Origin of the sequence: Pseudomonas sp. ARP3 (assembly GCF_001029595.1) — a bacterium.
GTDB classification, from domain to species: domain Bacteria; phylum Pseudomonadota; class Gammaproteobacteria; order Pseudomonadales; family Pseudomonadaceae; genus Aquipseudomonas; species Aquipseudomonas rhodesiae.
This window is the reverse complement of record NZ_LEKF01000030.1, coordinates 35192-60996: the sequence shown is the minus strand read 5'-3', so window position 1 is coordinate 60996 and position 25805 is coordinate 35192. Positions and strand designations below refer to the sequence as shown.

General features: G+C 65.2%; 15 protein-coding genes. 1 reads left to right on the top strand and 14 read right to left on the bottom strand.

The window, feature by feature from the left end:
- Positions 1 to 65: 65 nt before the first annotated feature.
- Positions 66 to 620 (top strand): hypothetical protein, encoded by a 555-nt coding sequence (locus tag ABX75_RS25655; RefSeq protein ID WP_034096933.1) that lies wholly within the window; start codon positions 66 to 68, stop codon positions 618 to 620.
- 135 nt (positions 621 to 755) lie between these two features.
- Here the strand turns inward: ABX75_RS25655 and ABX75_RS25650 are convergent, their stop codons facing one another.
- The 14 genes from ABX75_RS25650 to ABX75_RS25585 all read right to left on the bottom strand — a co-directional run bounded on the left by ABX75_RS25650 (position 756) and on the right by ABX75_RS25585 (position 25787).
- A complete protein-coding gene (locus tag ABX75_RS25650; protein WP_047882900.1) occupies positions 756 to 1475 on the bottom strand; it encodes an alpha/beta hydrolase in 720 nt (239 codons plus the stop codon).
- An 11-nt stretch (positions 1476 to 1486) separates the two neighbouring features.
- On the bottom strand, positions 1487 to 2242 hold the full coding sequence (gene cobF / locus ABX75_RS25645) for a precorrin-6A synthase (deacetylating) (protein WP_047882899.1): 756 nt from the start codon (positions 2240 to 2242) through the stop codon (positions 1487 to 1489).
- The gene (locus tag ABX75_RS25640) at positions 2239 to 2841 is read right to left on the bottom strand and encodes a histidine phosphatase family protein (protein ID WP_047882898.1); all 603 of its coding nucleotides are present in this window, start codon (positions 2839 to 2841) and stop codon (positions 2239 to 2241) included. The genes cobF and ABX75_RS25640 overlap by 4 nt, the downstream gene beginning before the upstream one ends.
- An 83-nt stretch (positions 2842 to 2924) precedes the next feature.
- Positions 2925 to 3902 carry a LysR family transcriptional regulator gene (locus ABX75_RS25635; RefSeq protein WP_047882897.1) on the bottom strand — a complete coding sequence of 326 codons (978 nt, stop codon included), beginning with the start codon at positions 3900 to 3902 and terminating at the stop codon, positions 2925 to 2927.
- A 51-nt stretch (positions 3903 to 3953) separates the two neighbouring features.
- Positions 3954 to 4895, bottom strand: a complete 942-nt coding sequence (locus tag ABX75_RS25630) for a peptidylprolyl isomerase (RefSeq protein ID WP_047882896.1) — start codon at positions 4893 to 4895, stop codon at positions 3954 to 3956.
- Positions 4892 to 5368 (bottom strand): YbjN domain-containing protein, encoded by a 477-nt coding sequence (locus ABX75_RS25625; RefSeq protein WP_034138689.1) that lies wholly within the window; start codon positions 5366 to 5368, stop codon positions 4892 to 4894. Before ABX75_RS25625 ends, ABX75_RS25630 begins: the two co-directional genes overlap by 4 nt.
- 20 nt (positions 5369 to 5388) lie before the next feature.
- The gene (locus ABX75_RS25620; RefSeq protein WP_047882895.1) at positions 5389 to 6015 is read right to left on the bottom strand and encodes a hypothetical protein; all 627 of its coding nucleotides are present in this window, start codon (positions 6013 to 6015) and stop codon (positions 5389 to 5391) included.
- Positions 6016 to 6033: 18 nt separating this feature from the next.
- On the bottom strand, positions 6034 to 7734 hold the full coding sequence (locus ABX75_RS25615) for a putative porin (protein ID WP_047882894.1): 1701 nt from the start codon (positions 7732 to 7734) through the stop codon (positions 6034 to 6036).
- Between the two features lie 42 nt (positions 7735 to 7776).
- Positions 7777 to 8478, bottom strand: coding sequence for an energy transducer TonB (locus ABX75_RS25610; protein WP_034113041.1), 702 nt, complete (start codon positions 8476 to 8478; stop codon positions 7777 to 7779).
- Between the two features lie 3 nt (positions 8479 to 8481).
- Positions 8482 to 8907, bottom strand: coding sequence for a biopolymer transporter ExbD (locus tag ABX75_RS25605; protein WP_010211136.1), 426 nt, complete (start codon positions 8905 to 8907; stop codon positions 8482 to 8484).
- An 11-nt stretch (positions 8908 to 8918) separates the two neighbouring features.
- Positions 8919 to 10718 (bottom strand): DUF2341 domain-containing protein, encoded by a 1800-nt coding sequence (locus tag ABX75_RS25600; RefSeq protein ID WP_047882893.1) that lies wholly within the window; start codon positions 10716 to 10718, stop codon positions 8919 to 8921.
- A 24-nt stretch (positions 10719 to 10742) separates the two neighbouring features.
- Positions 10743 to 12326 carry a ShlB/FhaC/HecB family hemolysin secretion/activation protein gene (locus tag ABX75_RS25595; RefSeq protein WP_034096923.1) on the bottom strand — a complete coding sequence of 528 codons (1584 nt, stop codon included), beginning with the start codon at positions 12324 to 12326 and terminating at the stop codon, positions 10743 to 10745.
- A 59-nt stretch (positions 12327 to 12385) separates the two neighbouring features.
- Positions 12386 to 12979, bottom strand: a complete 594-nt coding sequence (locus tag ABX75_RS25590; protein ID WP_034096922.1) for a transposase — start codon at positions 12977 to 12979, stop codon at positions 12386 to 12388.
- A 241-nt stretch (positions 12980 to 13220) separates the two neighbouring features.
- The gene (locus tag ABX75_RS25585; protein ID WP_047882892.1) at positions 13221 to 25787 is read right to left on the bottom strand and encodes a filamentous hemagglutinin family protein; all 12567 of its coding nucleotides are present in this window, start codon (positions 25785 to 25787) and stop codon (positions 13221 to 13223) included.
- Positions 25788 to 25805: the final 18 nt, after the last annotated feature.

Here is a 25805-nt window from a genome sequence, read left to right as displayed (position 1 = left end):
GATAAACGATCTTGCGAAATTTCTGACAGAATACGCCGCAATTTCGTTTATCCCTGGAGCGCTTCATGGCCACTTTCACCAAGACCGCCGTCCTGCTGGCCCTTGCGCTTACCGCCGGCAGCGTATTTGCCGCCGCCAAACCGACCACGCAAACCATCACCACCCTGGGCGGTAAGTTCAGCTTCACGCTGCCCAAGGCCTATGCCGCCGACACCCTGCCGCCGGACAAGGCCCAGGACGGCAGCGGTGTCACCCAAGGCACGATGTACGCCAACCAGACCACGAAAAGTGTGGTGATCGTCGCCGAAACCGTACGCAACGACGCTATCGACATCCAGGACAACGACCCGCAGTTCCTCGATGGCGCCGTGGCCGGCTTCGTCAAGGACCAGAGCGCCGCTCTGCCCGACTTCAAGAAACTGAGCGAGAAAAAACTCACCTTCAAGGGCCTCGGCCTGCGCCAGGTGGACAGCACTGCCACCCAGGGCGGCGGCAAGACGCTCAACTCCACGTTCCTTGGCGGTTCGGGCAACCATCTGCTGGTGATCCAAGCGATTTCTCGGGCCGACGACGCGAAGGGTCATGCGGCACTGGTCAAGCAAATCACCGGCGGCAAATAACCCGACTTGCTAGTTGTGCAGAAGATGAGTATCGCCCCATCGGGGGCAAGCCCCCTCCCACATTCTCGACCTACTGTAGGAGGGGGCTTGCCCCCGATGGCGGTGTGAAGTGCGCCCCAAAAGTTAGCTCAGGCATTACTTCAGGCTGTCTTCCAACCACAGCTTCACGTCCTGCACTTCCGCCTCGCTGATGGTATGCGGCATCCCCGGATACCCATGAAACGACGGTTTAAGGCCCAGCCCCCTCAACACCTCGTCCGCCCGCGTCGCCGATGCGTAGGGCAGCGCCTGATCCAAGGTGCCGTGGCCGATAAAGATCGCCAGTTCATTCAAGCGCGGATCGGGCTTGAGCTCAGCCTTGAGCACGGGCAGAACGCTGCCGCTCAACGCTGCGATGCCACGCACCCGCTGCGGATCACGCAACGCCACTTCATACGCCATGATCGCGCCCTGGCTGAACCCAATCAGGAACACCCGATCGCTGCGGGTATGGTATTTGGCGGTGGCCTGGCCCACGAAGTCCTGGATCAGCGCGGCACTGCGCTGCAGGTCGGCGATCTCGCCGTCGTATTCGCCCTCACCCGGGGTCTTGGTGAACCAGCGATAACCGCTGGGCGCCACCGGCATTGGGGCGCGTGCCGACAGGTAAGTCCACGTCGACGGCAGCGCGTCCTTGATGCCGAACAGATCTTGCTCGTCGCTACCGAAACCGTGCAGGAAAATCACCAGCGGCTGGTTGCGCGCCTCGCTCTGGGTCTGTTCCAGATAGGCCAGGGGCAAGTCGGTGTGCAGCTCGGTGTCGGCATTGGCGGCGCCGGCCATCATCGCCAGCGCCAGGGCAAAGAGTTTGAACATCGGGCGTTACCTCAGGGTTTGCGCAGCAAATAGGTGTCCATGATCCAGCCATTGGCTTGGCGCGCGGCCTTGCGCACCCGTTGGATATCTTCGGCCACGTCAGCCACTTTGCCGCTGATGAGGATTTCATCCGGCGTGCCCAGGTAGGCGCCCCAGTAGATGTCCAGGTCTTGATCGGCAACGGTGCGGTAGGAGTCTTCGGCGTCGAGCATCACCACCAGGGTATCGGCATCGCTGGCCTGCCCCGCCGCCAGGCGTCGCCCGGTGGTGATCTCCACGGACTTGCCGATGCGGTTCAACGCCACCTTATGCTGGGCCGCCAGGGCCTGCACGCTGGTGATGCCGGGGATTACTTCGAACTCGAACACGCATCGGCCACTGGCCAAGATCGCCTGCAGGATGCGAATGGTGCTGTCATACAGCGCCGGGTCGCCCCAGGCCAGGAACGCACCGACTTCGCCATCAGCCATTTCCTCGTTGATCATGCGCTCGAAGGTGGCTTGCTTGTCACGGTTCAGGTCTTGCACGGCGGTGGCGTAGTCGATATCGCCGCGCACGCGCTCGGGGCAGTCGGCCTCGACGAAGCGGTAGCCGGGTTCGGTGATGTAGGTCTCGCAGATCTCGCGGCGCAGGTCGATCAACTTGTCTTTGCTCTGGCCTTTGTCCATCAGGAAAAACACGTCGGTGCGATTCAGCGCCTTCACGGCCTGCATCGTGATGTAGTCAGGGTTGCCGGCGCCAATGCCGATGATCAGGATGCGTTTCATGGGGTGCTCTCAGTGCGGGGCGTGGATTTTGCCATGTTCATGGCTTGGGCGTGAGTTTCCAGACGCAGGCGCCACACCTCATTGAAGCGCAGCTCGGTGGCCGACAGTGGCTCGACATCGATGCGGTAGAACATCGACATCGGCAACGCCATAACCGATAGCAGCGCGGCACGAATCACGAACGGATGGGTGACGGCCACCACATGGCCCGGTTGCCCTTCAAGGGACTTCAGCCACAGCGCCACCCGCGCGCGCAGCTGGTCGACCGACTCGCCAGCATGGGGCGCACTGGCGCTGTCGGTGTGCCAGGTACTCAACTGGGCCGGCTCGATCCGGCCAATATCCCGGCCCTTCCAATGCCCCAGATCGAGATCGCCCAGGGCCTGGTCGATCTGCACCGCCGCGCCGAACAACCCCGCCGTCTGCCGGGTACGCGCCTCCGGCCCACTCAACAGTTGCGAATTTGGGCCGTATTGGTCGGCCAGGGATAACGCCGCGCTTTGCCAATCCATAAGCACCGACTCGTCATCGGCAAAGCGCCCCTGCTTTTGGTGGGGGGTGACGGCATGGCAGATCAGGGTCAAACGGGTGGCGCGCATCGCAGGCGGCTCCAACGCAGCAGTCAAGACCGGCAAGCCTGGCGCAGTTGCCGCCAGGACGCAACGACGGCTGCCCGATGGCACTAGTCAAACCAGTCGCGCCGCCCCTCAAATGTTCCGACGATCAGCTCGACGATCATCTGCACCGCTTCGGGGTGGCGCACCTGCGCATTCACCGCCAACCAGACCTGGCGCTGCATGCTGTCGGCCAGTAACCCCGGCAGGGCCACCAGGCCGCGGTCGACACTGCTCATATACTGCGGCAACAGACCGATGCAGGCGCCGCAGCGGATCATTTCCAGCATCAGCGCATAAGCGTGCACCTGCACCATGGCGGCCAGCCGTTGCTGCACCAGTTGGTTCCACGGTTGCAGCGCATCGACCTGGGCATCGGGTTGCCATTGCACCAGCATGTAGTCATCCAGGTCTTCCACACTGTCCGGGCGGGTGGTCAGGCGTGAATAACGTTTGGCGATATGCGGCAGGTAGCGCAGGCGCGCCAGGGCCTGGGGCGCGTGGGTGGCAAAACTCGGGCCGGATGCACGCTCGTCCATATCAGCCAGCCACAGCACCACGTCTGCCTCCACCGCGTGCAGGGATAGATGGCTGTCGAGGGCGATGATCTCCAGGCGCACACTGGCGTTGCGTCGCAGCAAGGCGATCAGGTCGCGCCCGAGGATGTCATGCAGAATCGGCGCGGCCACCGCCAGGCGAATCAGCGGCTGCTCCACCACCGGTAAACGCCGCTCATTGGCCAAGGCGAGCAGTTGCGCCTGCAAGTGCTGACCGTCGCGGCTGAGCACCAGGCCGTTGCCGTGGTAGCTGAACAGCCCACGGCGCAGCTGTTCTTCCAGTTGCGCCAGGCGTTTGCGCAGCAGGGTTGCCTTGACGTTCAAACTGCGCGCCGCCTGCATAAAACAGCCGCAACGGGCGCTCACGAGGAAATAGCGCGCCACCTCCGGGTCGATCTCATCGGCCAATGCCAGCCAATTGCGCCGCGACTCGGCGGGCACGCGATAGGCGGCGGTGCCCTGTGGGCCGGACGGTTCCAGTAATGCCATGGCAGACTCCTTGTCTTGTGGGTCGGTGCATCCAATGCCGCTTGCCGCGTGTTACTCCAGCACTTTGTTGAGTTCGGCGCCGTCGATGCTCAGGGTCGCCGTGTTGAGCATGCCCTCCAGATAAGCCTTGGCGATCTGCTCCTGGCGTTGGGCACGCAGGGCTTGGGTCAAGCGTTCACGCACCTCGTCGAGGGTGGCGGTGCGCGCCGGTTGCTGGGCGGTGAGTTTGAGCACATGGAACCCAGCGGCGCTTTGCACCGCGTCCGAAACCGCGCCGACCTTGAGGCGCGCCACCGTCTCGCGCACCTGAGGCACCAGTTGTTGCAAGGGTTGCAAGCCCGAATCGCCACCGCGTGCGGCGGTGTCCGGGTCCTGGGAAAACTGCGTGGCCAGGGCGGCGAAATCCGCCGGCGCGGCCTGGGCCTTGCGGCTCAGCTCTTGGGCCTGGCGGCGTACCGTCTCAAGGCTTTGCGGGTCATTCACGCTGAGGAAGATCTGACTGACGCGGTACAACGGCGGCGTCACCCATTGCGCCTTGCCGCTGTCATAGGCTTGCTGCAATTCGGCGGCGCTGGGGTAATCGGCCGGCACCTGACTGACCGACAGCATGTAATCGCGGAACACAATCTGCTCAGTGGCGGCGCGAGTCTGTTGCTCGACCTCCGGGCGTTGCCGCCAGCCCTGGGCGTCGGCCTGTTCGAGCACGGCCTTCTGCGCCAGGCGCGAGCGAATCCAGATTTCCAGCGCGCCGCGGTTGCCGCGCAGTTGCTCGCGGGTTTCGGCGGGCAGGCTGGCCAGCACACTTTTCAGCTCTTGCGGGTCGATCTGCTGGTTGCCCAGACGCGCCACCGCCGGGCCCGCAACGCTGGGGCTGGCCACCGGCGCCGGGGCTTGTGCGGCGACCGGGTCGCTGCCCGGGCGCAGGCTCAACCCCACGGCCACCACCAACAGGGCCAGCGCACCCGCGCCGACCATCAGGGTTGGCTTTTTCACAGCGTTGCCACCTCCTCTTCAGCCACCGCCGGAGCGGCGCTTTGCGCCTGCAGCTGCGCGGCGTTCTGGCTGTATTCGCGCAGGTAGACGATAAACTCCTGCAACAGGCGGTCCCACAATTCCAACTGACTGCGCAGGTGAGTGGCCGCGACACCCGCCACCACCACGTCCATTTCCATCAGCAAAAACTCGCCTTGCAGCGACAGCCGGGCGAAACGGCGCGAAGCGTTCCACACCTGGGCCAGGCCCTCAGGCAACTGGCCCTGCACCCGCAGAGCGCAGCTGTAGGTGAAATCCACATAGGCGCCCTGCTCCGTCGCCGGGTTGCCGAAGCGCACGGCAAACCCGATGCCCTGGCTGGCGCTGAGCAATTGCACGATGCCGTTCTGGTCGGTCTGATTGACCCGGTAGCCGGCCTCTTGCAGCAATTCGGTCAGGCTCTGGGCGGTGACGTGATTGATCAATGCGTTCATGTTCGGTGCTTCCTTGTCGATCAGGGGTGGGCGCCCGCCTGGGGCGCATCGAAACGGCTCTTGTACAAATCGTCGCCAAAGCCCTGGGCCAGTTCTTCGAACTTGACCCGCGCGCTGCTGGCGAAGGGCTGGCGGATGCTCATCACCTCGGCCACGTCGATTTTTTCGTAGGCCGCCAGCAGCTGCCGGGCCACGCCGTACATCTGTTGATTCTTGACTGAACATTGCTGCACTTGTGTGTCACGTTCGGCCAATTGCGCCTGCAAGCGCGCACGCTCGGCCTCCTTGCCCTTGGCCAGCACCAGCAGTTCGTCATAAGCCTTCTTGAACTTGCCGATCTGCTCGTTACTCGCCGCCACTTGGGCCTGGGCCTGGTTGTGCAGGCTCTGTTGCTGGCCGGCCAGTTGCTCGGCCACGCCGCGCGCCTTGTTCAGCTCGGCGGTCAGTTGCTGGATTTGCACCTGGGCCTGCTTGGCCTGGTTTTCGGCGGCCAGCCGCGCGGCACTGGCCTGGGCTTGCTCGCTTTGCAGGGCCTGCAATTGCTGGGTGGTGCTGCGCAGTTGCGTGCGCAGGCGCTCCTCCATGCCTTCGGCCGAGGCCGCGCCGGCGACCAGCAGCAATAACAACCCGCAGATTCGCGTGTTCATGGGGCATCTCCGTGCGCATCAGAAGCGCGTGTTGAGTTCCAGTTGCATCACATCGACTTCGAACGGCTGGCCATAGACTTCCGAGGCGCTCAACCAACGGGCGCTGGCGTAGATGTTCTTTTCGATGCCGTAGTTGGCGCCGATGAAATAGCCCTTGGCGTTGGTGCCGCCCAAGTGGAACGAGGAGTCGTTAAACCCGTCTGGCAAGGCGTCGGGCTGGATGTACTTGTAGCCGGCCAACAGGTTCCAGTCGCCGCGCTTGCGCATCTCCAGCGCGCTGCCGAGGGTGAACGAAACCATCAAGGCATTGCCGCCACTTTCAAACTGGCCGTTGCTGTTGATGTTGTTGACGATCTGGCCTTCGCTGCGCTTGAGCATCTCGCCCTTGTCGTAGGCCAGGTTGTGGATGAAGTTGGCCTGGGTGCGCAGCTTGAAGTCGCTGGGCAACTCGCTGTCCCATACCGCGTTGAGGTCCAGCACGTTGAACTTGGAGGCCAAACCGACGTATTGCGGTTCCGGCGTCGTGCCGGGCGTGGCCGGGTTGGGCGTGATATTGCGCAGGTTGAACACGCTGTTGCCCTTCTGCATAAAAGCCACCCGCGAGCCATCGGTGTCGCAGCCGGGTTGACCGGCCCATGGGCTGCACGGGCTGGAGCGCTCGCCTTCGATGTCCTGGAACTGGTAATAGGCCGCCGCGAGCTTGAGCGTGTTGGCGCGGTTGATCTTCCAGTCCGCGCCGATCTGCCCGCCAAACAGCCACTTGGTGTCGCTGCTTTCCTTGTCGATGCCGTTGCTGCTGGCGGTGTCGGAGGTGTATTCCACGGGGAAAGCGCCAAGGGTGCCGAACAGGCCCCATTCGTTGTTCAGCCGGTGATTGAAGATCGCCGCCACACCGTCGAAGTTGAGGTCGTTGGAATACATCATGTCGGTGGAATAGAACGGGTTGCCGATCCGCCCGCCGGTCAGCGTCACCCCGTCGGCGGCTTTCCAGCTCAGGTAACCCTGATCGAGCCAGATGTCTTTTTTGCCAAAGCCACCGCCCAGGGTCTGGGTGGTGGACACTGGGTTGTTGTCCGAGCCCGTGCCCAGGCGAATGCCCGCGGTCCACTCCGGCGAAATCACCGCTTTCATGCCCAGGCGTGCGCGCAGGCGGAACAGGTTGGAGCGGTCCTCGCGGGTATTGAGCAACGGCGGGAAGCGCGTATTGGAGCTGGGGTTGACGTCATACGGGCCGTTGTCGTTGAGCTTGGCGTAGTCGGTGATGGTGTCGTCGTTGCGCCCCGAGAAGTAACGCGACTCGTCACGCAAGCGGATATCGCCATCGAAACTCACGCGGGACACCCAGTCCGGGAACGTGTTGGGTTGCGCCCAGTTTTCCTGTTTGGCGGTGGCCATGACCTCAGCCTTGACCTGGTCGCGGATCTGGTCGCGCACCGCCTGCGGCACATACTGCACGCGCACATCCCCAGGCGCAGTGGGCGGGCCGCTGGCGACCACCGGCGCGGCATTGGCCTGGCGCGCCTGCTGGGCCTCTTTTTCGGCCTGGGCGATCAAGCCGTTGGCGGTGTCCTGGGTGAGCACACCTTGCTGCACCAACAGGCGGATCAGGTTGACGGTGACGTTTTCCGAGGGCGCCACCGGCGCTGCCGCCGCGGTGCCGACGAGGGTCGCGATGACCATGCCGACCGCCAGGGTCAGTCGATTCACGGGGGAAATCATGTGTACGCAACTCCTGTAAAAAACCGTAGAAAAAGGGTTCGATCAATCCGGGCGACGGCCCTTGAGCGCCAGGCGCACCGGCATGGTCACGGCCGCCGGCACTCGCTGTGTGGCATGGGGCGCACGCAGCGCCGCCAGCACCTGGGCGTCGGTCTGGGCATCGCCGCTGGACTTGACCAGCTCGGCGCGCACCACCTGCCCCTCGGCGTTCAGCCATAAATCCGCCTGCACCGCATACGCCTTCTTGCGCAGCTCGGGGTCGTCGCGCAGCAAGCGTTGAAACACGCCCGCCAGGTATTGCTTGTAAGTGCCGGTACCCAGGCCACCGCCGCCGGACCCGGCCATGCCGCCGCCCTTGCCCGCGCCGATGTTGAAACCGTCGGTGCCGGACTGGGCGTCGCCGTCGATCTGCATCGGGTTGGCCAGGTCATCGGCCGGTGACGGCGGTGCTTCCTCGGCCGGCTTGACCTCTTCCGGCGCCGGAGTCGGCTCCGGCTCAGGGATTTTTTCTTCCACCTTGGGCTCCGGTTCCTTGGGTTTTTCCGGCGGCGGTGGTGGCGGAGGCGGCAACGGAATGATGGTCGGCACCTTGGGCGCCTCGCGGCGTACGCCGCTCATGTCGTTGGCCCACTGCCACAACAACCAGGCGGCCACGGCGCCCAGCAGCAGGCCGGCGCCCCACTTCAGTGGGCGCAATGGCCGTGGGGTCTTGGTCGGCGGTGTGATCGGCATCTGTGCGGTCATGGCTCAGCCCTGGCTCGGTTTGCCGGTGACCAGCCCGACCTGGGACAGCTCCAACCGGCGCAGCAGGTCGAGCACTTCGATGACTTTCTGGTACTGCACCATGGCATCGCCGCGCACGATCACCGGGAAGTCCGGGTTCAGCGCTTTTTCGATACGCAGGCGCTCTTCCAGCTCGCCGAGGGTCACCGGGTAGGCATCGAGAAACACCTGGCCGCCGTCGTTGACGGAGATGGCCTTGGTCTTGGCCTCCGATAACGACACCGAGGCGCTGGCCTTGGGCAGGTGAATCTGGATCCCCGACACCTGGGCGGTGGCGGTGAGGATAAACATCACCAGCACCACCATCAGCACGTCCACCAGGGGCGTGATATTGATGCTGTCGACGGCGGCGTCATCGTCATCGTCGTGGGAGGCATTTACGGAAGCCATGGCGATTCTCCTCAGGCCGGAACAGATGCGTGCGGCGCGCGCCGATGCTCCGCTTCACTGTGCTGGCTTTCGCCGTGCATCTCGGCCAGGCGGGTGATGAACTCGTCGACGAACACCCGCATGTCGGCGCTGACTTCCTTGTTGCGCGTGATCAGGCGGTTGTAGCCGAACAGTGCCGGGATCGCGACGAACAGCCCCATGGCCGTGGCCAGCAAGGCCGCCGCCATGCCGGGGGCGATGGCATTGATATTGACGTCACCGGCCATGGCCGTGCCGAGAAACACCACCATGATCCCCAGCACCGTACCCAGCAGGCCGATATACGGGCCGCCGGCGATGGCGTTGGACAGGGTCGAGAGCTTGGCGCTGAGGGCCTGGTTTTCGCGGGTGCGCACACCGTCCATGGAGCAACGGATGGCTTCGATGGTGGCCGCCGAGACCGACGAGGTGTCAGCGCCCTGGGCGCGGCGGGTGCGGATTTCCTTGACCGCCACGCAATACAGGCGCCACAGCGAGGAGTGGCTCAGGCGCTCGGCGAGCAGCGCATCGTCGTAATACATTTCCAGGCGGGTGCCGATTTGCGCGAACTGCTCACGGAACGCTTCGTTGGCGCGGCTGACCCGGCTGACCTGGCGGTTCTTGCGCAGCATGATGAACCACGACTGCACCATCATCGCCACCAGCACCAGAATGATTACCCAGGCATCCACCGGCACCGCGTTGAGCAAAAAGCCCAAGCTGCCGAAGCCAAAGCCGGACTGTTCTTCATCCACGCCATACGCCACCAGCTTGGACTCGGCGCCCTGGGCACTGGCATCGGCCAGCAACAGGGCCGCCGGCCGCGCCACCTTGGAGAGGCGCAGCTCATCGATAGCCCCGGCGAACGGCAGGTGCCTGCTCGCGGCGTCCGGCAGGTCGGCGCCGATGGCCAGTGGCGTATTGAACGCCGGCAGCGCCACGCCCAGACGTGCGGTTTCGCGGCCGTTCACAAACAGCAGCCCATTGGCGCCCTCGGCGGTGAACGCCAGGTGCTGCCATTGGCCGGGGTTCAACGGCTGGGTCGACACCGCACGTTGCCCATCGACTTCCACAAACGGCACACCCTGGTTCAACCCCAGCAGCAGGCTGTGAGCACCGTCGCGGCGGGCCAGGACGATCTGCTCGCCACTGGCCTGGTCCAGACGCAGCCAGGCACTGAAGGTAAACGCCGCGCCGGCAGCGTGTTGCAGCGAGGGGCTGGCCGGCAGCAACAGCGCCTGGCCGCCAAATTGCAGCGCGCGGCCGATCACGCCGTCGATGCTGCTGCCGGTGGCGTTCGACGCGGTGTTGGCATAGGCCGTGGTGTCGCGCGGCGGTGTGGCCGGGGCTCCGTCGAAGTGGTACAGCGCGGTGTAATCGGGGTCGAAGGTCAGTTGGCCATTGGCGGTGGCCGGGGCCTTCTGGTTGCCGTAGTACATCCAAATGTCCTGGCGTTGGCCGCCTTCGACCTTGGGCACATCGACCCAGATCAGCGCCATGCCCATCAACGGGTCGAAGCTTTCGATCTGGTGGTTGAACACGGTCTTGTCATCGGCACTCACGAAGCGCAGGTCGGCCCCGTCTTCCTTGACCCCGTCAAAGCTGAAATTGCCGGTATGCAGGCGCACCAGCAGCGCGGTACGGCCCAGGGCCTGGTTGATCGCGGCGCCTTGGGCGGTGGTGTCCACGGAAATCTGTTTGCGGTAATGCCAGTCATCCTGCCACCAGGCGTGGGCGGTGGCCGGGAGCGCGAAGCCCAGGCAGATCAACAGGCTCAGAAATAGGCGTTGCATGGGTGAAGTCTCCGGAAGAAAAAGTCAGAAAGTCGCCTGCACACTGAAGTGCAGCCGCGAGTCCTGTTTCTGGGTGTTCGGTCCATCGAGCAGCGGGTAGCCCCAATCCAGGCTGCCGGACAACCATTTGCTCAAACTGGCGCGGGTGCCCAGGCCGACGCTGGCCAGGCTGTATTCGTCTTCTTGCTCGGGCAGCGGGTCGTGCAGACGCAGGCGCGCCCCCTCGGCGAAGGCGTAAAAGCGCCACTCCTGCACATAACTGCCGAGGAACTTGGCCAGGGACGGCGTGCGCAGTTCCTGGGAGAGCAAATACCCCTCGTCCCCGGTGCGCTCGGCCGCCAGATAGCCGCGCACTGACGTGGCGCCCCCGGCCGAGTACTGCTCGTTGGACACCAGCGGCCCCGAGGCCAGCTGGAAGCCGGCCTTGGACGCCGATTGCCAGTCGTTGGCGAAGGTGTAGGTGTAATTCAGGTCGCCCTTGAGCACGGCAAAACTGGCGCTGGCCTTGTAGCGCTTGTACGCAAATGCGTCGTCGTCGCTGCCGTAGCCAAAGAACGCACGGGTGCCGACCACCAGGTTCAGGCCCAGGCCCAGTTGGGACTGTTCGGTGTAGCGATAGCCGTTGTAGCCCAGGGTCAACGGCGCGTACTTGAGCGGCACTTGATCGCCGCTGGCGCCGAAGTTGAGCTGCTCGTCGAAGTCCTTGAAATCCACGCCGAGGGAGAACGAGTTGGCCCAGTTGTCGGCGGCCGGCAGGTTGTAGATCGCCGACACTCCGTACGAATGCCCCTTGCCCAGCACGTTGCTGCCGCCGATGGTGGCGATGTTGCTGTCGGACTGATAACCGGAGAACTGCAAGGTCCAGCGCTCATCCAGCGGCGCGCTGTAGGTGGCCGACCAGACCTTGGCGTTCTCGGTGTCCTGGGGCGCCGTGAAGTAGGTCAGGGAAATGCTGTGGCCCAATTGCCAGAGGTTGTCGTAGCCCAGGGTGGCGACCGAACGCAGCTTCTCGGTGTCGGCGCTGTAGTCGTTGTTCAGCCCCAGGCTGGCGTGCCAGGGGTTCTGGTCTTCCACTTGCAGGTCCACGTCCATGGTGCCGGGCCGCTGACCTTCGCGCACCAGCGGCGTAACCTGGCGCCCCGTGCCGCGATTGAGGCCGGCCAGTTGGGTTTGCACGCTGGCGAAGTCCGGCACGGCGCCCTCCTCCAGGGCCGGCACCTGCTCGCGGATCTCCACCGGCGAGTAATGCTTGGCGCCCACCACGCGCACCCGGCCGACCTTGGTTTCGCTGACCTGCAAATAGACGATACCGTCGTCGACCTTCTGCTCCGGCAGCTCGACGAACACCGACTGGTAACCGCGCGCCTGGTAGATCTTCTGCAACGCATCGCGGGCGCCTTCGATATCGTCCAGGGTCTTTTGCGGGCCCAGGAACGGGTACACCGCTTCCTCGATGGTCGCCGCGTCGAGCACGGTATTGCCGCGCACGAAGTACTCGTTGACGTCCACCCGGCGTACCGGGGCGTCGCCCTCGGCCAGCGCCGGTTGAACCGCACTCCACAGCACCAGGCCGCACAGCGCCAGCGTTGATTTGAACAGATGCTCCACACCGCCCCCTGAACTAGTTATGTTGTGCGTCGCCGCGCTTTGCACTGCGTCTGGCCGGTTCAATGGCTGGCGATCGCAGGGTTGCCATGCCGTGCCAGCCAGGTGTGCAACAGGGCGAAGTTCAAGGAGAACTCCGGCATGTGCAGCAAGGCGCCACAGAACACTTCACCGATGATTTTCTGAATCAGTTGCACCGCGCGCGGGTTGCTCAGCAGCGTGGCGATGTCGCGGGTCAACACCTGGATGCTCCAGACCTTCTGGTTCAACCCCAGGCCGACGAACCAGCGGAACAACAGGTTGTAATTGAGTTGTTCATGCAGTTGCTGCTCGCTGGGCACCGAATACAGCAATTGCAGCAACAGGATCTGCAGCACGGTCTGCGGCGCGATCGTCATCGACGGCTCGGCCGCCAGCCAGTCGCGGTGCTGGTCGAGCGCCTCGTCGATCTGCGGGCGCAGCAGCACCAGGGAATGACCGGCGGGGATATAGCTGGAGACCTCTTTCAACGCGCCCTGCCAATCTTCCTGGGACACGATCCACACCCAGGGAGCACCGTAGCGATAGACCGACACCGGCTTCTTGCGCGCCGCTTCGACGATCTTCGACAGGCGCTGATCAAGCTCCTGCATGCCCACTTTCGAATAACGTTCCATAGTTCCCATTGCCCCACTCCTGGCCTGCCGCATGCGCGTGATGAGCACCTTGTGGATGCTGTCGAGCGCGTTACACAGGAGAGACGGGAGTGGCCATGGGCTACCGAACTTTTGTCATGAAAGCTTCATTTGGGATTGGGTCGGGGGCATTTACGCGCTGATCACCCAGGGCTGCGCGCCCCAAAAAAACGGGGCGATCATAGATCGCCCCCAAGGTCCATCGAGAGGTTCTTGCACCCCGTCAAAGGCTGATCTGTCTGCGCTCCTCGTCGGTCAACCGCGCCCGCGCCTGTTCGCTCAGCGGCCCGGCACCCAGCACCTGCACAGGGCTGTCGGGGTTGTAGGCCGAGGTTTTCTGCTGCTCCTGCGGCTCACGCGGCACCGGCTCGGAGCCAAAGCTCAACACCTCCACGGTGACGATCGACGCCCGGCTCTGCCTGGCCGCCGCCTGCTGGCTGCGGGCCGCGTCTTCCGCAGCCTGGGAGGCGGCCGCCCCGGCGGCGCTGGCCGAACTCAGGGCGCCGGTATTGACCGTGGCCGTCACCGGCACGCCGCTGGATTTGCCCTGGGTCTGGATATTCGTCGCGTTCACCACTCGCAAGGCGGCGATGTTGACGTTGCCGGACACGCGAATGCCCGCCTCGCCCGCATCGATAGTGCCCAGCGGCGCGATCAGGTCGATATCCCCCGCCGGCACTTCCGGGATCGGGTTCAGGGTGGCGATCCCCGCCCCGGTGCTCGGTACCGAGGGCGACAGGCCGACGTTGCCCCAGTTGTCATAGACACGCTTGGGCGGTGTGTACACCACGGTGGTCTTGGAGCCACGGCCGGCGTTGATATCGCCCTGGGCGGTCCAGCCCAGGATCGAGCCGCCGAAGGTGGTCATGATGCGGCTTTGCCCCAGGAGAATGCTGCCCATCGAGTACAGCTGGATATCCCCCGCGCCTTGGGTGATCACACCCGCCGTCGACGGTGGCGCCGCGCCTTCGATACCGAAGGTCTGGCTACCGCCCGGAGTGAGCATCTGAATCGCTCCGCCAGCGTTGGTGTGCACACCCGAGCCGTTGAACAGGGTGATATCGCCCTGATACGTGATCGGGTTGCCGGCCACGTCCTTGGTCGGGAACAGCGCTGCAATCGCTGCGCGACCTCGCACGTAACTGCCCTGGCGCACGCCGCCGGCCTGGGTGTATTCGCGACCGGCGGCCTTGAGCTCGGCGAAATACACATCGCGGGCAAACACCCGTTGCTGCTCGGCGGGCAACGCAACGTAGTAGGCGCGAGCCTGGACGGTGTCGCCGACAAAGCCGAAGCGCTCGGCGAGCCAACTGACCAGTTCATCGTCGTAGGTCTTGGCCACTTTGCCGCTCTGCAAGGATTCACCGGCCTGCGCCTGATTGAGCGGGTTCAGGTAAGCCTCGACGAACCGACTGTAATCCGGCCCGCTGGCGCCCACACCGGCCTGCATAACGATGCTCGCGCCGGGGCGGTTGTCGCCCGGCAACACCGCGCCGAGGCTGGTTACGCTGTGCTCACCGCCGACACCGGTAAGCAGGATATTGCGCCCGGCCGAGACTTCCAGCAGGCCAGGGCCGGCCACCTGGAAGCTGCTGTAGAGAATGTCGCGCCCCGCGGCCACGATGGAGATGTCCTGGGTCGCGTCGTGCATAAACAGGTTATTGCTCGAACGGCCAAACATCATGTCATCGCCGAACGCGCGCCCGCTGCTGACGATATCCCGCCCGGCCAGCATGCGGACCGGGCCGCTGCCTTCGTACCAGGTCTGACCTTCATGCAAGCTGCCAGGGGAGGTGTCGAACCGAATGATCCGGCCACTGCTGACGCCCACCAGGTCGCCGTCCATGGCATAAAACCGCGCGGGCTCACCACGCCCGCCGGTGGATGCGGACGTGGTGCCGGGCCCGAACGCAAATAGCGCACGAGCATCCAGGTTGCCGCTGGCCGACAGGTTGCTCGCCACCACCTGGGTGCCTAGCATGCCCTGGAAGGCCGGATTCCACGGCGTCGCCATGGCACTGCTGGCAGTGCCGGAGCGGCTGACGGTCATGCCGCCGGCGTAGATCGAATCCTGGGCAAGGAACTGCAACTGGCCATTGTCGGCGGGCGCCAACAGCAAGGGGAACATGTAGGTGTTATCGCCGTTGGCCTGGGCCTCGGCCGCTTTACCGTAATACAGGCTGCCGCCGGCGGCGGTGGCCCTGAGGATCGAGGGATACACCACCGCCAAGTCGGGGAGCGCGTCGATGCGGCTGAAGGGCGTGAGGTTGCCGCCCAGGGAAAACAGGTCGATGGCGGTGTCTCGGGTCCACAGCGTAAACCAGCTGGAACCGCCACCAAGTGAGGCGCCTTGGGCAAACGGCGACACATGGGAGAGCACCACCCGGCCTGGGTCTTCGACGTTCTGCACCACCAGGTCGCCCAGGGTCTGCAGGTTGAACGTGGCATCACCGGGGACCAGGGTCATGCCGCCACGGGCAACGCCACGGGTCGCGACCTGCGGGTCGAACGCGCGGGTTTCACCCGGGCTTTGGCTGCGCGCCGTGCTGCCGTACAGCAGGTCGACACTGCCCACGGTAGCGCTGCGCAACTGCACGTCGCCGCGCAGGTTGACCAACACGCCGTCACGGTGGTCCGTGGTGGCGGCCACGCTGGCGGGGTTCAGCGCGCCGCCGATGCGGACACGCAAATCGCCGCCACCGGTCAGCTGCTGGCTGCCATCGGCGGCGATCCGTCCGGTACTGCCGACGGCCAGGACCAAGCCCTGGCTATGGGGGTTCACCTCGGGGCGATACACGCTGTAGCCCAAGGTATCCAGCACCCCGGCGTTGCCGCTCACATTGACGTCTAGGTTGCCGCCGCCCAGGGTGCCGAAGCCGGTGAAACCGAGCAGTTTGTCCGCCGCCGCGGTTGCGGTGTAACTGCCGAAGTTGATCCACCAGGCCGTCGGTTGCGCCGGCCCGCCCGTCGCCACGGCACCGCTGCCCTGGCGCCATAGCCAGTTGCCGACGGCCGCCGAGTCGACCCCGACATCCTTGGGGTTGGGGCGCACGCTGCTGGCTACGCTGCTGGTGATATGCCCGGTCAGGTCACCGCCCACATTCAGGGTCAGATTGCCGCCGGCTTCCGGGTACCAGGCGCGGTACAGACTGGTGGACGAGCCGTTGACGAACTGTTCGAAGAAGCTGCCGGCATCGTTCAGCACCGTACTGGTCAACGGATCGGCGCCCGCCCGTTTTGCCTTCGGCAGGTTGTAGGGGTCACCGGCGAAGGTGCCGGTCGATGAGGTGCCCGCGGTGTACACGCCGAACAACGAGTCCATCTGCAGGTTGCCCGCGCTCAACAGTTCAAGGTCGCCGCTGCCGGTGCGGATCACACTCCAGCGCGTACTCGACGGCGTGGCGCCGTATTCGGTCTTGCTCTGGGCCGCGCAGTAATCCGGCGCGACGGCGCACAGCTCGTCCACACCCGGCAACTGCAGGCTGGCCAGGAACTCCTCGGTGATCACCCCCCCTACCGGAACCACGATACTGGCCTGTTCCAACAATTCATCGGCCGCTTTCTGAGTCCACACGTAGGTCACTTTCATTGCGCAGTAGTCCGGCGAACTGGCACAGAAATCCTCGATCGAACCCTGGCCCATCGCGTCGAGCAACGATTGCTCGATGGGGTCACCTACCTTGACATCCACACCCGCGCCACTCAGTTCAGCCACCGCCAGGGCGGTCCAGGTCTGAATGCCCTTGCTCGGCAATTGCTTGGCGAACATCCCGTAGTGGTTGTCCGCCAAGTGCATATCGCCGCTGCGCGGATGGGCTTGCAGCAGACGGCTGTCCGCCGCCTCGGTATCGGCGCCCGCCACCAGGCGCAACGACCACGACTGGGTACCTTCGGCCAGCATCGGCGAAATCGCCCAGACCTGCCCGGCAGGGCCGGAAACCCCGACGCGCAGGGCGACCGAGGTCGCATTGTTGGGCAGTTTCACATCGGTCCCAGCCGGGATCAGTGCGCCCTTGGGCAAGGCTTTGCTGCCACTGAGCTGCACCGTGTTATTGGCCGGGTTCGCCTGGTGTATCGCCGGCAGCGGCACACCCTTAGGCCAGGTCATACCGTCCAGTCGGGTGCCTTGGGCCAACAGTGTGCCGGCGCCCAATTGGGTGCCGATCGCCAGGGTCTGCGCCTCACGCAACAAGGTGCCCGCAGCGAGCAACAGGTTGCCGCCGGCATCGCGCACATCGGCCGAGACCACGCTGCCCGCTGGCAATACCAGCTCCTGGCTCAACGTCGCGGCCACCGGCAAGCGGGTGCCGGCGGCCATCGTCAGCGCTTTGATAGGCAGGTCGTAATTCAACGTGCTGCCGGCCGGGAACGCCGTGCCATCGGCCAGGGTCACGCCGTTGCCCGGCACCACGATGGTGCCGCCGCTGAAGTCGACGCCCGGTAGCAGCACCCAGCCTTTGTCATCCTCGGACACCGGCGGTTTGGCGAAGCCATCGTTGAGGCTGCCGTAGATATTCAGGTCGCCGCCGGCGCGCAGGGTCAGGCTGCCGGATTCACCGGAGCCGTAGACCGCGTTGTCCTTGACGCTATGGGGGTTGAGGCTGGCATAGCGGTAGCCGGACAGGTCTAGGTCACCCTGCACCACCAGGTCGCCATCCTGGGTTTTACTGACGATTTCCACCCCTGGGCGCAGGTGCAAGGCATCGGCGTAGGTGGCGTTGTTCAGGCCGGCGAGTTTGTTATCCAGCAGGTTCTGATTGAGCAGCGCCGCATTGATAAAGGCTTCGCTCAGGGCGTGTTTCTGGTCCAGGTAGCCCTGGGTGATTTCCTGGTACGGCCTGCCGCTGGCGGTCGGGTCGGTTTTTTCCGGCGCATCGTCATAGCGCGCCATGCCGTTGAGGGTGATGGAACGCGCGCCTTGGATGGCTAACCGCCCGTGAGCGTCGATGGCCACGTCATTGCTGCTGCCATCCGGGTTGACCAGGCGCGGCGCATTCAGCTCCAGGGTGCCGCGCAGGTGCCCGTCGTTGCCGGTGGCGGCGGTGCCGTGGCGCAGGTCGATGCGCACGCCGTCGGCCAGGGTCAGTTGACCATCGCCGGACCCCAGCACCACCATGGCGCGGTTCGGCGCGTCGATGATCTTGCCGTAGCTGTCCACCCGCAACTTGCTGCCGTGGGCATCGAGCACGGCGCTGCCGTCCAGGGTCAGGCCGTGCTTGCCGGCCAGGTTGATACTGCCGACGCGCTCGCCGCTGGCATCCACCAGGCCAGTGACCCGCAGGCTGCCGTTGTCCACCGACACACTGATGCTGCCGGCCTTGAGCCCATCGCCGATGGTCAGGTCGCCTTGTTTGAGTTGGAAACTGCGCGCGCCGAACACCTGGCCCTGGTTCAGGCGTTGGTTGAGGTCAGCGAACTGTTGGTCCAAAGCACCGCTGCTGCCCAGGCGCTGCGCCTGGATCTCCACGCTGCCCGCCGGTTGCGGCATCGAGGTGCCGCCGGCGTTGAAATAGCCACTGCTGCTGCCGAGGATCTTGCCTTGCAGATCGACGATACCGCCTGCCGCATCCGTGGCCACCGCGCGCAATTTGCCGGCCTGGTTATGCTGGGCCGACAGATCGATGGTCGAGCCCGCCGCCTGCAGGATATTGCCGCTGCGGCTGTCCAGCAGCACGTCGCCGCCCCAGCCGTATTGGGTCACGTCGTTGAAGCGCATCGCACGGCCGGCCACATCGATCAGGGCGTCGTCGGTCAGCACCAGATCACCCCGTGTACTGAGGCTGACTTTGCCGCTGGGCAATACCACCGCACTGGCCACGCGCAGGCTGTCGCCTTGCAGGGACAGTTGCGCGCCCTGGCCGTTGGCGTTGCCACGGGGGCCTGACGACGCACCGATGTCAATCGCACCGCCGGCCTTGATGCTGTTCACCGAACCGGCCTCACCGGTCATCAACGGCGTGCGAATGGTCAAGTTGCCACCGCTGTACTGGTAACCGCTGACCGAGTCATAGGCACCCTGGCGCTGGTACACCGACAGGCTGCCTTTGTGGTTGGCGGTAATGCGTTCGCTGGCGTTGAGGTTCACCGTGGCAAAGCCCAGGGCCAACCGGTCGAAGCTTTTCACGTTGCTCGGCTGACCGAAGGCGCCATACCCGAACTCAATGCGCTCGGCGTTGATATCCAGGCGCCCGCTGCCGGTGCCCGCACCGCCCGTTACCACTGCGCCCGGGGCCTGGGTGGCGCCCAGCCAGATCAGATTGGCGGTGTGCAGGGTCGCCACGTCGTTGGCGTCGCCGGCGCCGTACAGCGCCGGAGTGGACAGCATCAGGTTGCTCAGCAGCGATTTGCCGGTCAGCGGGTCATAGGTGTCGAGGCTGGCGTTGCCATACAGGTTGAACCCGTCGCGCGCCGACAGTTGCAGAGTTTCCAAGGCCGGGGCGCCGAGTTGCGTGTCGCCGCGCAGCAGGCGGTCGAGCAGTGCCTGGTTCAGGGTCAAACCGGCCGGCAAGCGGTTGCCGGCGGCCGCCGCGGCCAGGGCTTCGACGCTGCCCAGGTTGATGGTGCTCACGCCCAGGTTGAGGTGACGGGTGCCATAGCGCACTTGGTCGCCCAGTTGGAACGTGCCGTCGGTCAGGGCCACGATACTGCCCTCGGAGTACAGCCCGGTCTGGCCGACGCAAGATTGGGCAGCGCAGGCGCCGATGTTGATCCCCTCGCTGATCACACCGCCGGGCCGCGAGGCGCTGACCACGTTGAGCAAGCCGTTGGACACCCCGAGCATATTGGCGACCTGATAAATAAACCCGTCGCGGGCATCGTAGCTGGCCTTGCCCCGGCCCAAGGTGTTGAGGGAGGCGCCCTGCTCCACCACGATGGCGCCGGTGTCGCTGACCAGGAACACTTCCGGCGCCGCCAGGGTGGCACCGGCCCGCACAGTGATGTTGCTGTTGGCGGCATTCACCCCGCTGGCCAGGCTGATGAAGTTACCCGACTGACCGTAATCCACCACCGTCATGCCGCCGATCATCAACCGTGCGGCACCGATAGCATTGAGGGTGTCGGCTCTGAGGCTAATGCCGCCGAAACCGGCGGTGGCAGACGCCTGCGGCGCCACCACCTCGATACCCAACCGGCTCTGGTCGAGCACCGCGACCGTACCGCCGTAGCCGCCGGTGGCGGCGTCAAAGCGCCCGATACCGTTGAATGAAAACCCATCGGCCCCCGCGCCGGGGCGCAAGGCCAACTTCAGGGTTTTGGCGTCGGCTTCCAGCAGAGGGCGCGGTACGCCCAACCGGGCGGCATCGGCCTTGGCGAACTGGGCGTAACTGGTTTCGTTGTATTGGGAATAGCGGCGCAGGGTGTCCGCCGAAGTCAGGATCAACGGGGTGGCGACGCTGTTGCGGATGCCTGTATGGGCAATCGACAACTGCCCGGAGGTGGCCCATGAGCCGTTGCGCATCAAGGTGGTCGCGCTGTCGCTGCCCAGCCCCGCCAGGCCATTGATCTCCACGCGATAAGCCCCCGGCATCAGCGCGTAGGTGGACGGCATCAAGGTGTAGGTGCCGGCCGGCAAGCCCGGCACCCCGGCGCCGATGGTGACCTGTTGGCCCACCAACGGCGCCACGGCACCGCCCTCGGCCGCTTCCGGCGCCGCACCCGGCTGCGCCCCCGGCACAATGGCGTAGACCGGGTTGGTGGACAGCCCCGGCAGCACGAACCCGGCACTGGCACCGAACTGCACCAGCGGGTTGTAGCGCGCATCCGTGGAGCCGCCGCGTCCGGAGATAAACCCGGCGCCCAGCAGCTCGCCACCGCCCGACAGATCGACGACCGCCCCCGCCTGCACGGCCACCGACTGGCCGCCCAGAATCACGCCGACGCTCAGGTCGCTGTTGGTATTGACCAATCCGCCCTGCCCGAGAAAGGCCACGGTCTTGCCGTTATAGGTGTAGACCTGCCCGTCCAGGGTGCCGCCATAGGGCAGCACCAACCCCTTGCCGCTCACCGAAGTGACGCTGCCCGGCAGCAATTGCACCTGGCTGCTGCCCATGCTGCCGATATTGATCAAGCCCAGCGGCGCGCGCACCACGCCGCCTTGCTTGACGGTGGCGGCGCCCAGTTGCAGGCGCCCGAACGCCGAATACGGCAACGCCGCCTCCGTGCTGCCGACGCGGCCAAGGGTCAAGCTGCGCAGCGGATTAAAGTCCAGGCCCTGGGTAATGGTGCTGGACTCACCGAGGTAGCCGGCAATCACTCGGGCACTGACGTCCGTGGCGGGGTACACCTGCGCCGCGCGCAGGGTCATGTCGCCCTGGGTCAGCAACTGGGTGCTGACGCCGGTGATGATGTCGTTCACGGAAGTCCCCGCTAGAAAGCGCAAGTCGCCCTGGCTGGTCAGGTTGACCTGGTCGAAGCCACGGCGCTCAAGGCTGGCCTGGCTGGCGTCGGCGCGGTACAGACTGCTGCGGTTACCGAAGATCACATTGCCACGCACTTCGACCAACTGCCCCTCGGCGTTGAACTGCGCCTGAGTGGCACGCTGGGACGGCACCGGCAGCACCGGCACCGGACGCACGTAGAAATCCTTGCCGCTCTCGGGGGGCGGCAGATAGCCCGCCAGCAGCAGGTGCGGCGCCGACAGGTCGATGCGTGCCGTGGCGGCGGCGTTGTCGCTCAGGCCATAGCCACGGCTGTACAGACGCAGGCTCTGGCCCATATTCAGGCGGATGTCGCCGTCAAAGCTCAGCAAACCATTGCTCAGCAGCGCGAGGTTATCGAAGCCGCCGGCCTGGACTTGATCCACGCCCAGACGTGCGTGCCCATAGTCCAGGCTATCGGCCGCCGCTTCGGCCGTGCCAGCCAGAGCGCTCGGTGAATGCCCTTGGCCGAGCACCAGTTCACGCACCTTGAGCACCCGGTCAGCGACCCCGGTCTTGGTGTAATACGGACTTTCCAGCGCCAGGTTAAGACTGCCGCCCGCCGCGCCAGCGCCACCGGCCCTGGCCATCACGCTGCCCTCCAGGTACAGGCCGTTGTTGGAGGCCAGGCTGATGCTGCCGCCGTTACTGGCTACCGACACCGTGCCCTGCCCCGGCACTGTCAGCTCGGTTTGGGTGCCGGAGGCGTCCAGTCGTGCGCCGTCGCGGACCACCACGAACAGGTCGCTGGCCTTGGCCAGGCCGGTGTTCAGGTCCAGCGTGCCGCCCAGGCTGATGCTGCCGCCGTCACGCACCACGCCATAACGGCGCCCTTGGCTGTCCACCGCCGTGGCTGCCCGCGCTGCCACGTCGATCAGCGCGTGCTCGCCAACCCAGATCGAGCGGCCATGACCGGCCGCATTCACCGCTTCCGAAGTGGCTGCAGTCAGCCCCTCAAGGCTGACGCTGCCGCCCCAGGCATTGAGCGTGCCATCCATTGTCAACTGACCGACGCTGCGCAAGTTGATGGCCTGCCCAGGATCGACGTTGATCACCGCCCCCTGGCCCACGGTCAAGGCCGTGCTCGCCAGTTGCGCCGCCGTGGCAAACACATTGCCGGCGGTAAGGCTCAAACCGGCGCCGCGACGCTGGGTCAGCACGCCTTTGGCGGCATCTTCCTGATACAGCGGCGAGGTCCACTGCTCCAGGGCCGCCGTCGGTGCGCCGCCGGTCGCCACCGTGGACGCCTGCATGCCCAATCGATAGGTCGGCAGGCTGACATTCACTTGAGTGCCGTCGGTGACGATCAGCCCTTCGTTGCCGGTGATGTCGTAGGCCGAGAAGCCCTTGTCGAAGAAGTCGCCGGCCAGGTGCAAGGTGTCCGGGTCCATCGCGCCGACACGGTTGCCGATCTGCACCGTGCGCGCCTGCAAGGCCAAGGTGCCGCCGCCATTGACGCCATAACCGCGCACGTCGCCATCCAGGGCCAGAGCGCCGAGAGCGCCCAGGGTCACGTTGCCGCCTTTGCCGCCGATCAACTTGCCGTCTACCCCCAGGGTGGCCCCGGAGGACACGTACACCCCACTGCCGGCCGCCAGGTTCAACTGGCTCGAACTGCGCAGCGAAACCTTGCCGCCGTTGATATACGCAAGGCCGCTGCCATTGCCGGGTTCCAGCAGCAGGTTATTCCAGCGCCCGCTGGTGTCGAGTTTGACGCCTGCGCCCAGCGTGACCTGCGCGCCACCGGCCAGGGCGGTGTCCTCGACCACGCCGGCCTTGAACGGGTTGACCTGGCTGAGAATGTTGCCGGCGTTAAGGCTGCCGCCGTGGGCCGTGAGGTTGGCATTGATGTCGACGCGCGGCCCGAACAGGGTGATATCGCCGCCGTCGGCCACGCGCAGCGCGCCATTGACGCTGACCTGCTGGCGAGCCGCGACCTTGATGGCGCCCAACGGCGCGGCATTGAGCAGGTCGCTGTCGAGCACGATCTTGCCCTGGCGGTCGGCCGGCAATGCATTGGCAAGGTCCAGGTCATCGGCAATCGCTTGCGTGTCGTTTTCGAGCGTCACCTGATCGGCGTTCCCCCCCAAGGCGTAGCGCAAGGTGCCGTTGGCTTTGTTGTAGAACGGCGTGTACTGGCCCACGATCAACTGCGCGAGCTGGGCCATGGCCTTCTGGGATTGCTGGTAACCGTCCAGGTTGGGCATGGGTGCCTGAGTCTGGCGATCGCCTTGGAACACATCGCTGATCAGGCGGCCTTCCAGTACCGCGCTGGAGGTGCCGACCACCAGTTTGCCGGCGTCCCGGCCCACGGTGTACCCGGCCTCATTGCGGCCTTGGGGGGCGATCAGCGGGTTGTAGTAATACTCGGTCTGGCCCCAGCGCACGCTAGTGTCTTCGTAACCCTTGTAGATACCGGAATAGAGAATGTCGCCGGGCGCTTTGGACAGCTCGTACAAACGGCGATTCGGCCCTTTGAGCCAGGTTTGGCGGATATAGCCGCCTTGCACGTCCACGGTGCCGCCCGACAGATTGATCTGCGCGCCCTGTTGGGTCACCGCTTCCTTGCCGGTAAAGGTCACGGTGCCGCCCTGGGCCATCCATTCACCCACCGAATGGCCCTGGGTGCCGAGGTAACCGCCGACTTCCAGCAGGCCACCGGCGGTGTACCAGCGGTCGGTGGCGTAGCCGTTGGTGCCGGCGGGCACAAACACCAGGTCGCGAAGGTCGACCCACACATCGCTGTTGATCAGTTGGCCGTTGTCGCGGTTGACCGACGCATCGCGCTGCTCGTTACCCTGCACGTTGATCTTGATGTTGTTGGCTTCCATCGCCACCTTGACGCCGACGGCCCCCGATACATCGATCATCGCCCCGTCGCGCACCAGGCTGCGCTGGCCGGCACTGACGGCCACCTGGCCGCCGGTGGCGAGGGTGATCGAGCCCTTGCGGAAATCCACAGTGCCGCCGCTGACGATCTCGATCCGTGACTGGTCCGTGCGGTCGACTACCGCGCTGAGGTGGTTGAACGCGCCGCCGATCAAATTGGCGGGGCTGCCGTCGAGTTTGATCAGGCCATTGTCTTTCTGACTGTTGAGTGCGGTGCTGCCACTGGCGTCCAGCAGGATCGCGGTGGTGCTGCCCTCCCCCAGGCTGACGCTGCCGCTGCTGTCGCTGGCCGCGTTGAGCAAGTGCACGGTGCCGCGGGTGTCCACCGAGGTGCTGGCCAGGGCCACGCCGTTCTGCTGCACCTGATGGCCGGTCAGGGTGACGTCGCCGGTGGACGCCATAATCAGGCCGCTGTTGGTCACCGCACCCGCCGTGCTGCCCGCCTTGAGGCTGGTGGCGACTTCATTGCCACGGGTGGTGGAACGCTCGTTACCCGCCGTGCCCACGCCTTTGCGGATGTAGAAACTGTCACCGGCCGCCAAGGTAGTCTGGCCCTTGGCGGTGATGATGGTGCCGGCGTTTTCCACGTCGCTGCCCAGCAGCAAGGCATAGCCGCCGGCGTCGGTGGAAGTGGCGGCGTTGTGGGTCTGGATCAATGCGCCGCGCTGCACCTGAACCTTGCCCGCCGCGTCGGTGAATGTCGGTTGGGTGCCATTGGTGTCGACATACAGGCCGCGCTGGGTGAATTGTTCATCGGTGATGTTCGCCGCCGCCGCTACCAGGTTGCGCACGTTGACCTGGCTGGTGCCGCTGAACACCACACCGTTACGGTTCATGATCATCACCGTCCCGGCGCCCTTGATCTGGCCCTGGATTTCGCTGGGGCGAGCCTGGGCGTCGTTGACACGGTTGAGTACTGCCCAGGTGGACTGCTGCTGGAAGTCCACCGTGGTGTTGCGCCCGACGTTGAAGGTTTCCCAATTGAGGATCGCCTTGTCGGCGGTCTGCTCGATGCTCACCGTGGTCTTGCCGCCGGCCTGGGTCTGGGTCGGCGCCTTGGCGTTGGTCCAGCCCTGGGTCAGGCTGTTGTCCACTTGCAGGCCGCCTTTGCCCAGGCCATCGGGAATCGTCGACACCTGGCCGAACGCCGCTTGCCGGCCGGCGGCCTGAGCGGCCTGCTGCGCCGCAATCGCCGCGACGCTGGTGTTCAGGGTGCTGATGGAACGCGCCAACTGCTGATTGACCCGCGCCTGCTGGTTCAAGGTCGGCACCGACGGCATTTGCCCGGCATTGATGCGCGCCGCCGTGGTCGCCTGGGTCGCCCCCTTGGCCGCGAACCAGGCCGGACTGAACGCCGTCGCCGCCGAGGCGTTGCCCGCCACCACCCATAAGGCGATGACCTGCGCCAGCGGCTTGAGACGCAACACAGTCTGGGCCCGTGAGCCCTGGGCATTCAGCTTAAGCGTGGGTTTGCAGCGGACCATCGGGACACTTCCTTCTTT

What these genes read in the sequence shown, in the direction of transcription:
- ABX75_RS25655 (WP_034096933.1), top strand. Translation starts at nt 66, where the DNA reads ATGGCCACTTTCACCAAGACCGCCGTCCTGCTGGCCCTTGCGCTTACC.
- ABX75_RS25650 (WP_047882900.1), bottom strand. Translation starts at nt 1,475, where the DNA reads ATGTTCAAACTCTTTGCCCTGGCGCTGGCGATGATGGCCGGCGCCGCC.
- cobF (WP_047882899.1), bottom strand. Translation starts at nt 2,242, where the DNA reads ATGAAACGCATCCTGATCATCGGCATTGGCGCCGGCAACCCTGACTAC.
- ABX75_RS25640 (WP_047882898.1), bottom strand. Translation starts at nt 2,841, where the DNA reads ATGCGCGCCACCCGTTTGACCCTGATCTGCCATGCCGTCACCCCCCAC.
- ABX75_RS25635 (WP_047882897.1), bottom strand. Translation starts at nt 3,902, where the DNA reads ATGGCATTACTGGAACCGTCCGGCCCACAGGGCACCGCCGCCTATCGC.
- ABX75_RS25625 (WP_034138689.1), bottom strand. Translation starts at nt 5,368, where the DNA reads ATGAACGCATTGATCAATCACGTCACCGCCCAGAGCCTGACCGAATTG.
- ABX75_RS25620 (WP_047882895.1), bottom strand. Translation starts at nt 6,015, where the DNA reads ATGAACACGCGAATCTGCGGGTTGTTATTGCTGCTGGTCGCCGGCGCG.
- ABX75_RS25615 (WP_047882894.1), bottom strand. Translation starts at nt 7,734, where the DNA reads ATGATTTCCCCCGTGAATCGACTGACCCTGGCGGTCGGCATGGTCATC.
- ABX75_RS25610 (WP_034113041.1), bottom strand. Translation starts at nt 8,478, where the DNA reads ATGACCGCACAGATGCCGATCACACCGCCGACCAAGACCCCACGGCCA.
- ABX75_RS25605 (WP_010211136.1), bottom strand. Translation starts at nt 8,907, where the DNA reads ATGGCTTCCGTAAATGCCTCCCACGACGATGACGATGACGCCGCCGTC.
- ABX75_RS25600 (WP_047882893.1), bottom strand. Translation starts at nt 10,718, where the DNA reads ATGCAACGCCTATTTCTGAGCCTGTTGATCTGCCTGGGCTTCGCGCTC.
- ABX75_RS25590 (WP_034096922.1), bottom strand. Translation starts at nt 12,979, where the DNA reads ATGGAACGTTATTCGAAAGTGGGCATGCAGGAGCTTGATCAGCGCCTG.
- ABX75_RS25585 (WP_047882892.1), bottom strand. Translation starts at nt 25,787, where the DNA reads ATGGTCCGCTGCAAACCCACGCTTAAGCTGAATGCCCAGGGCTCACGG.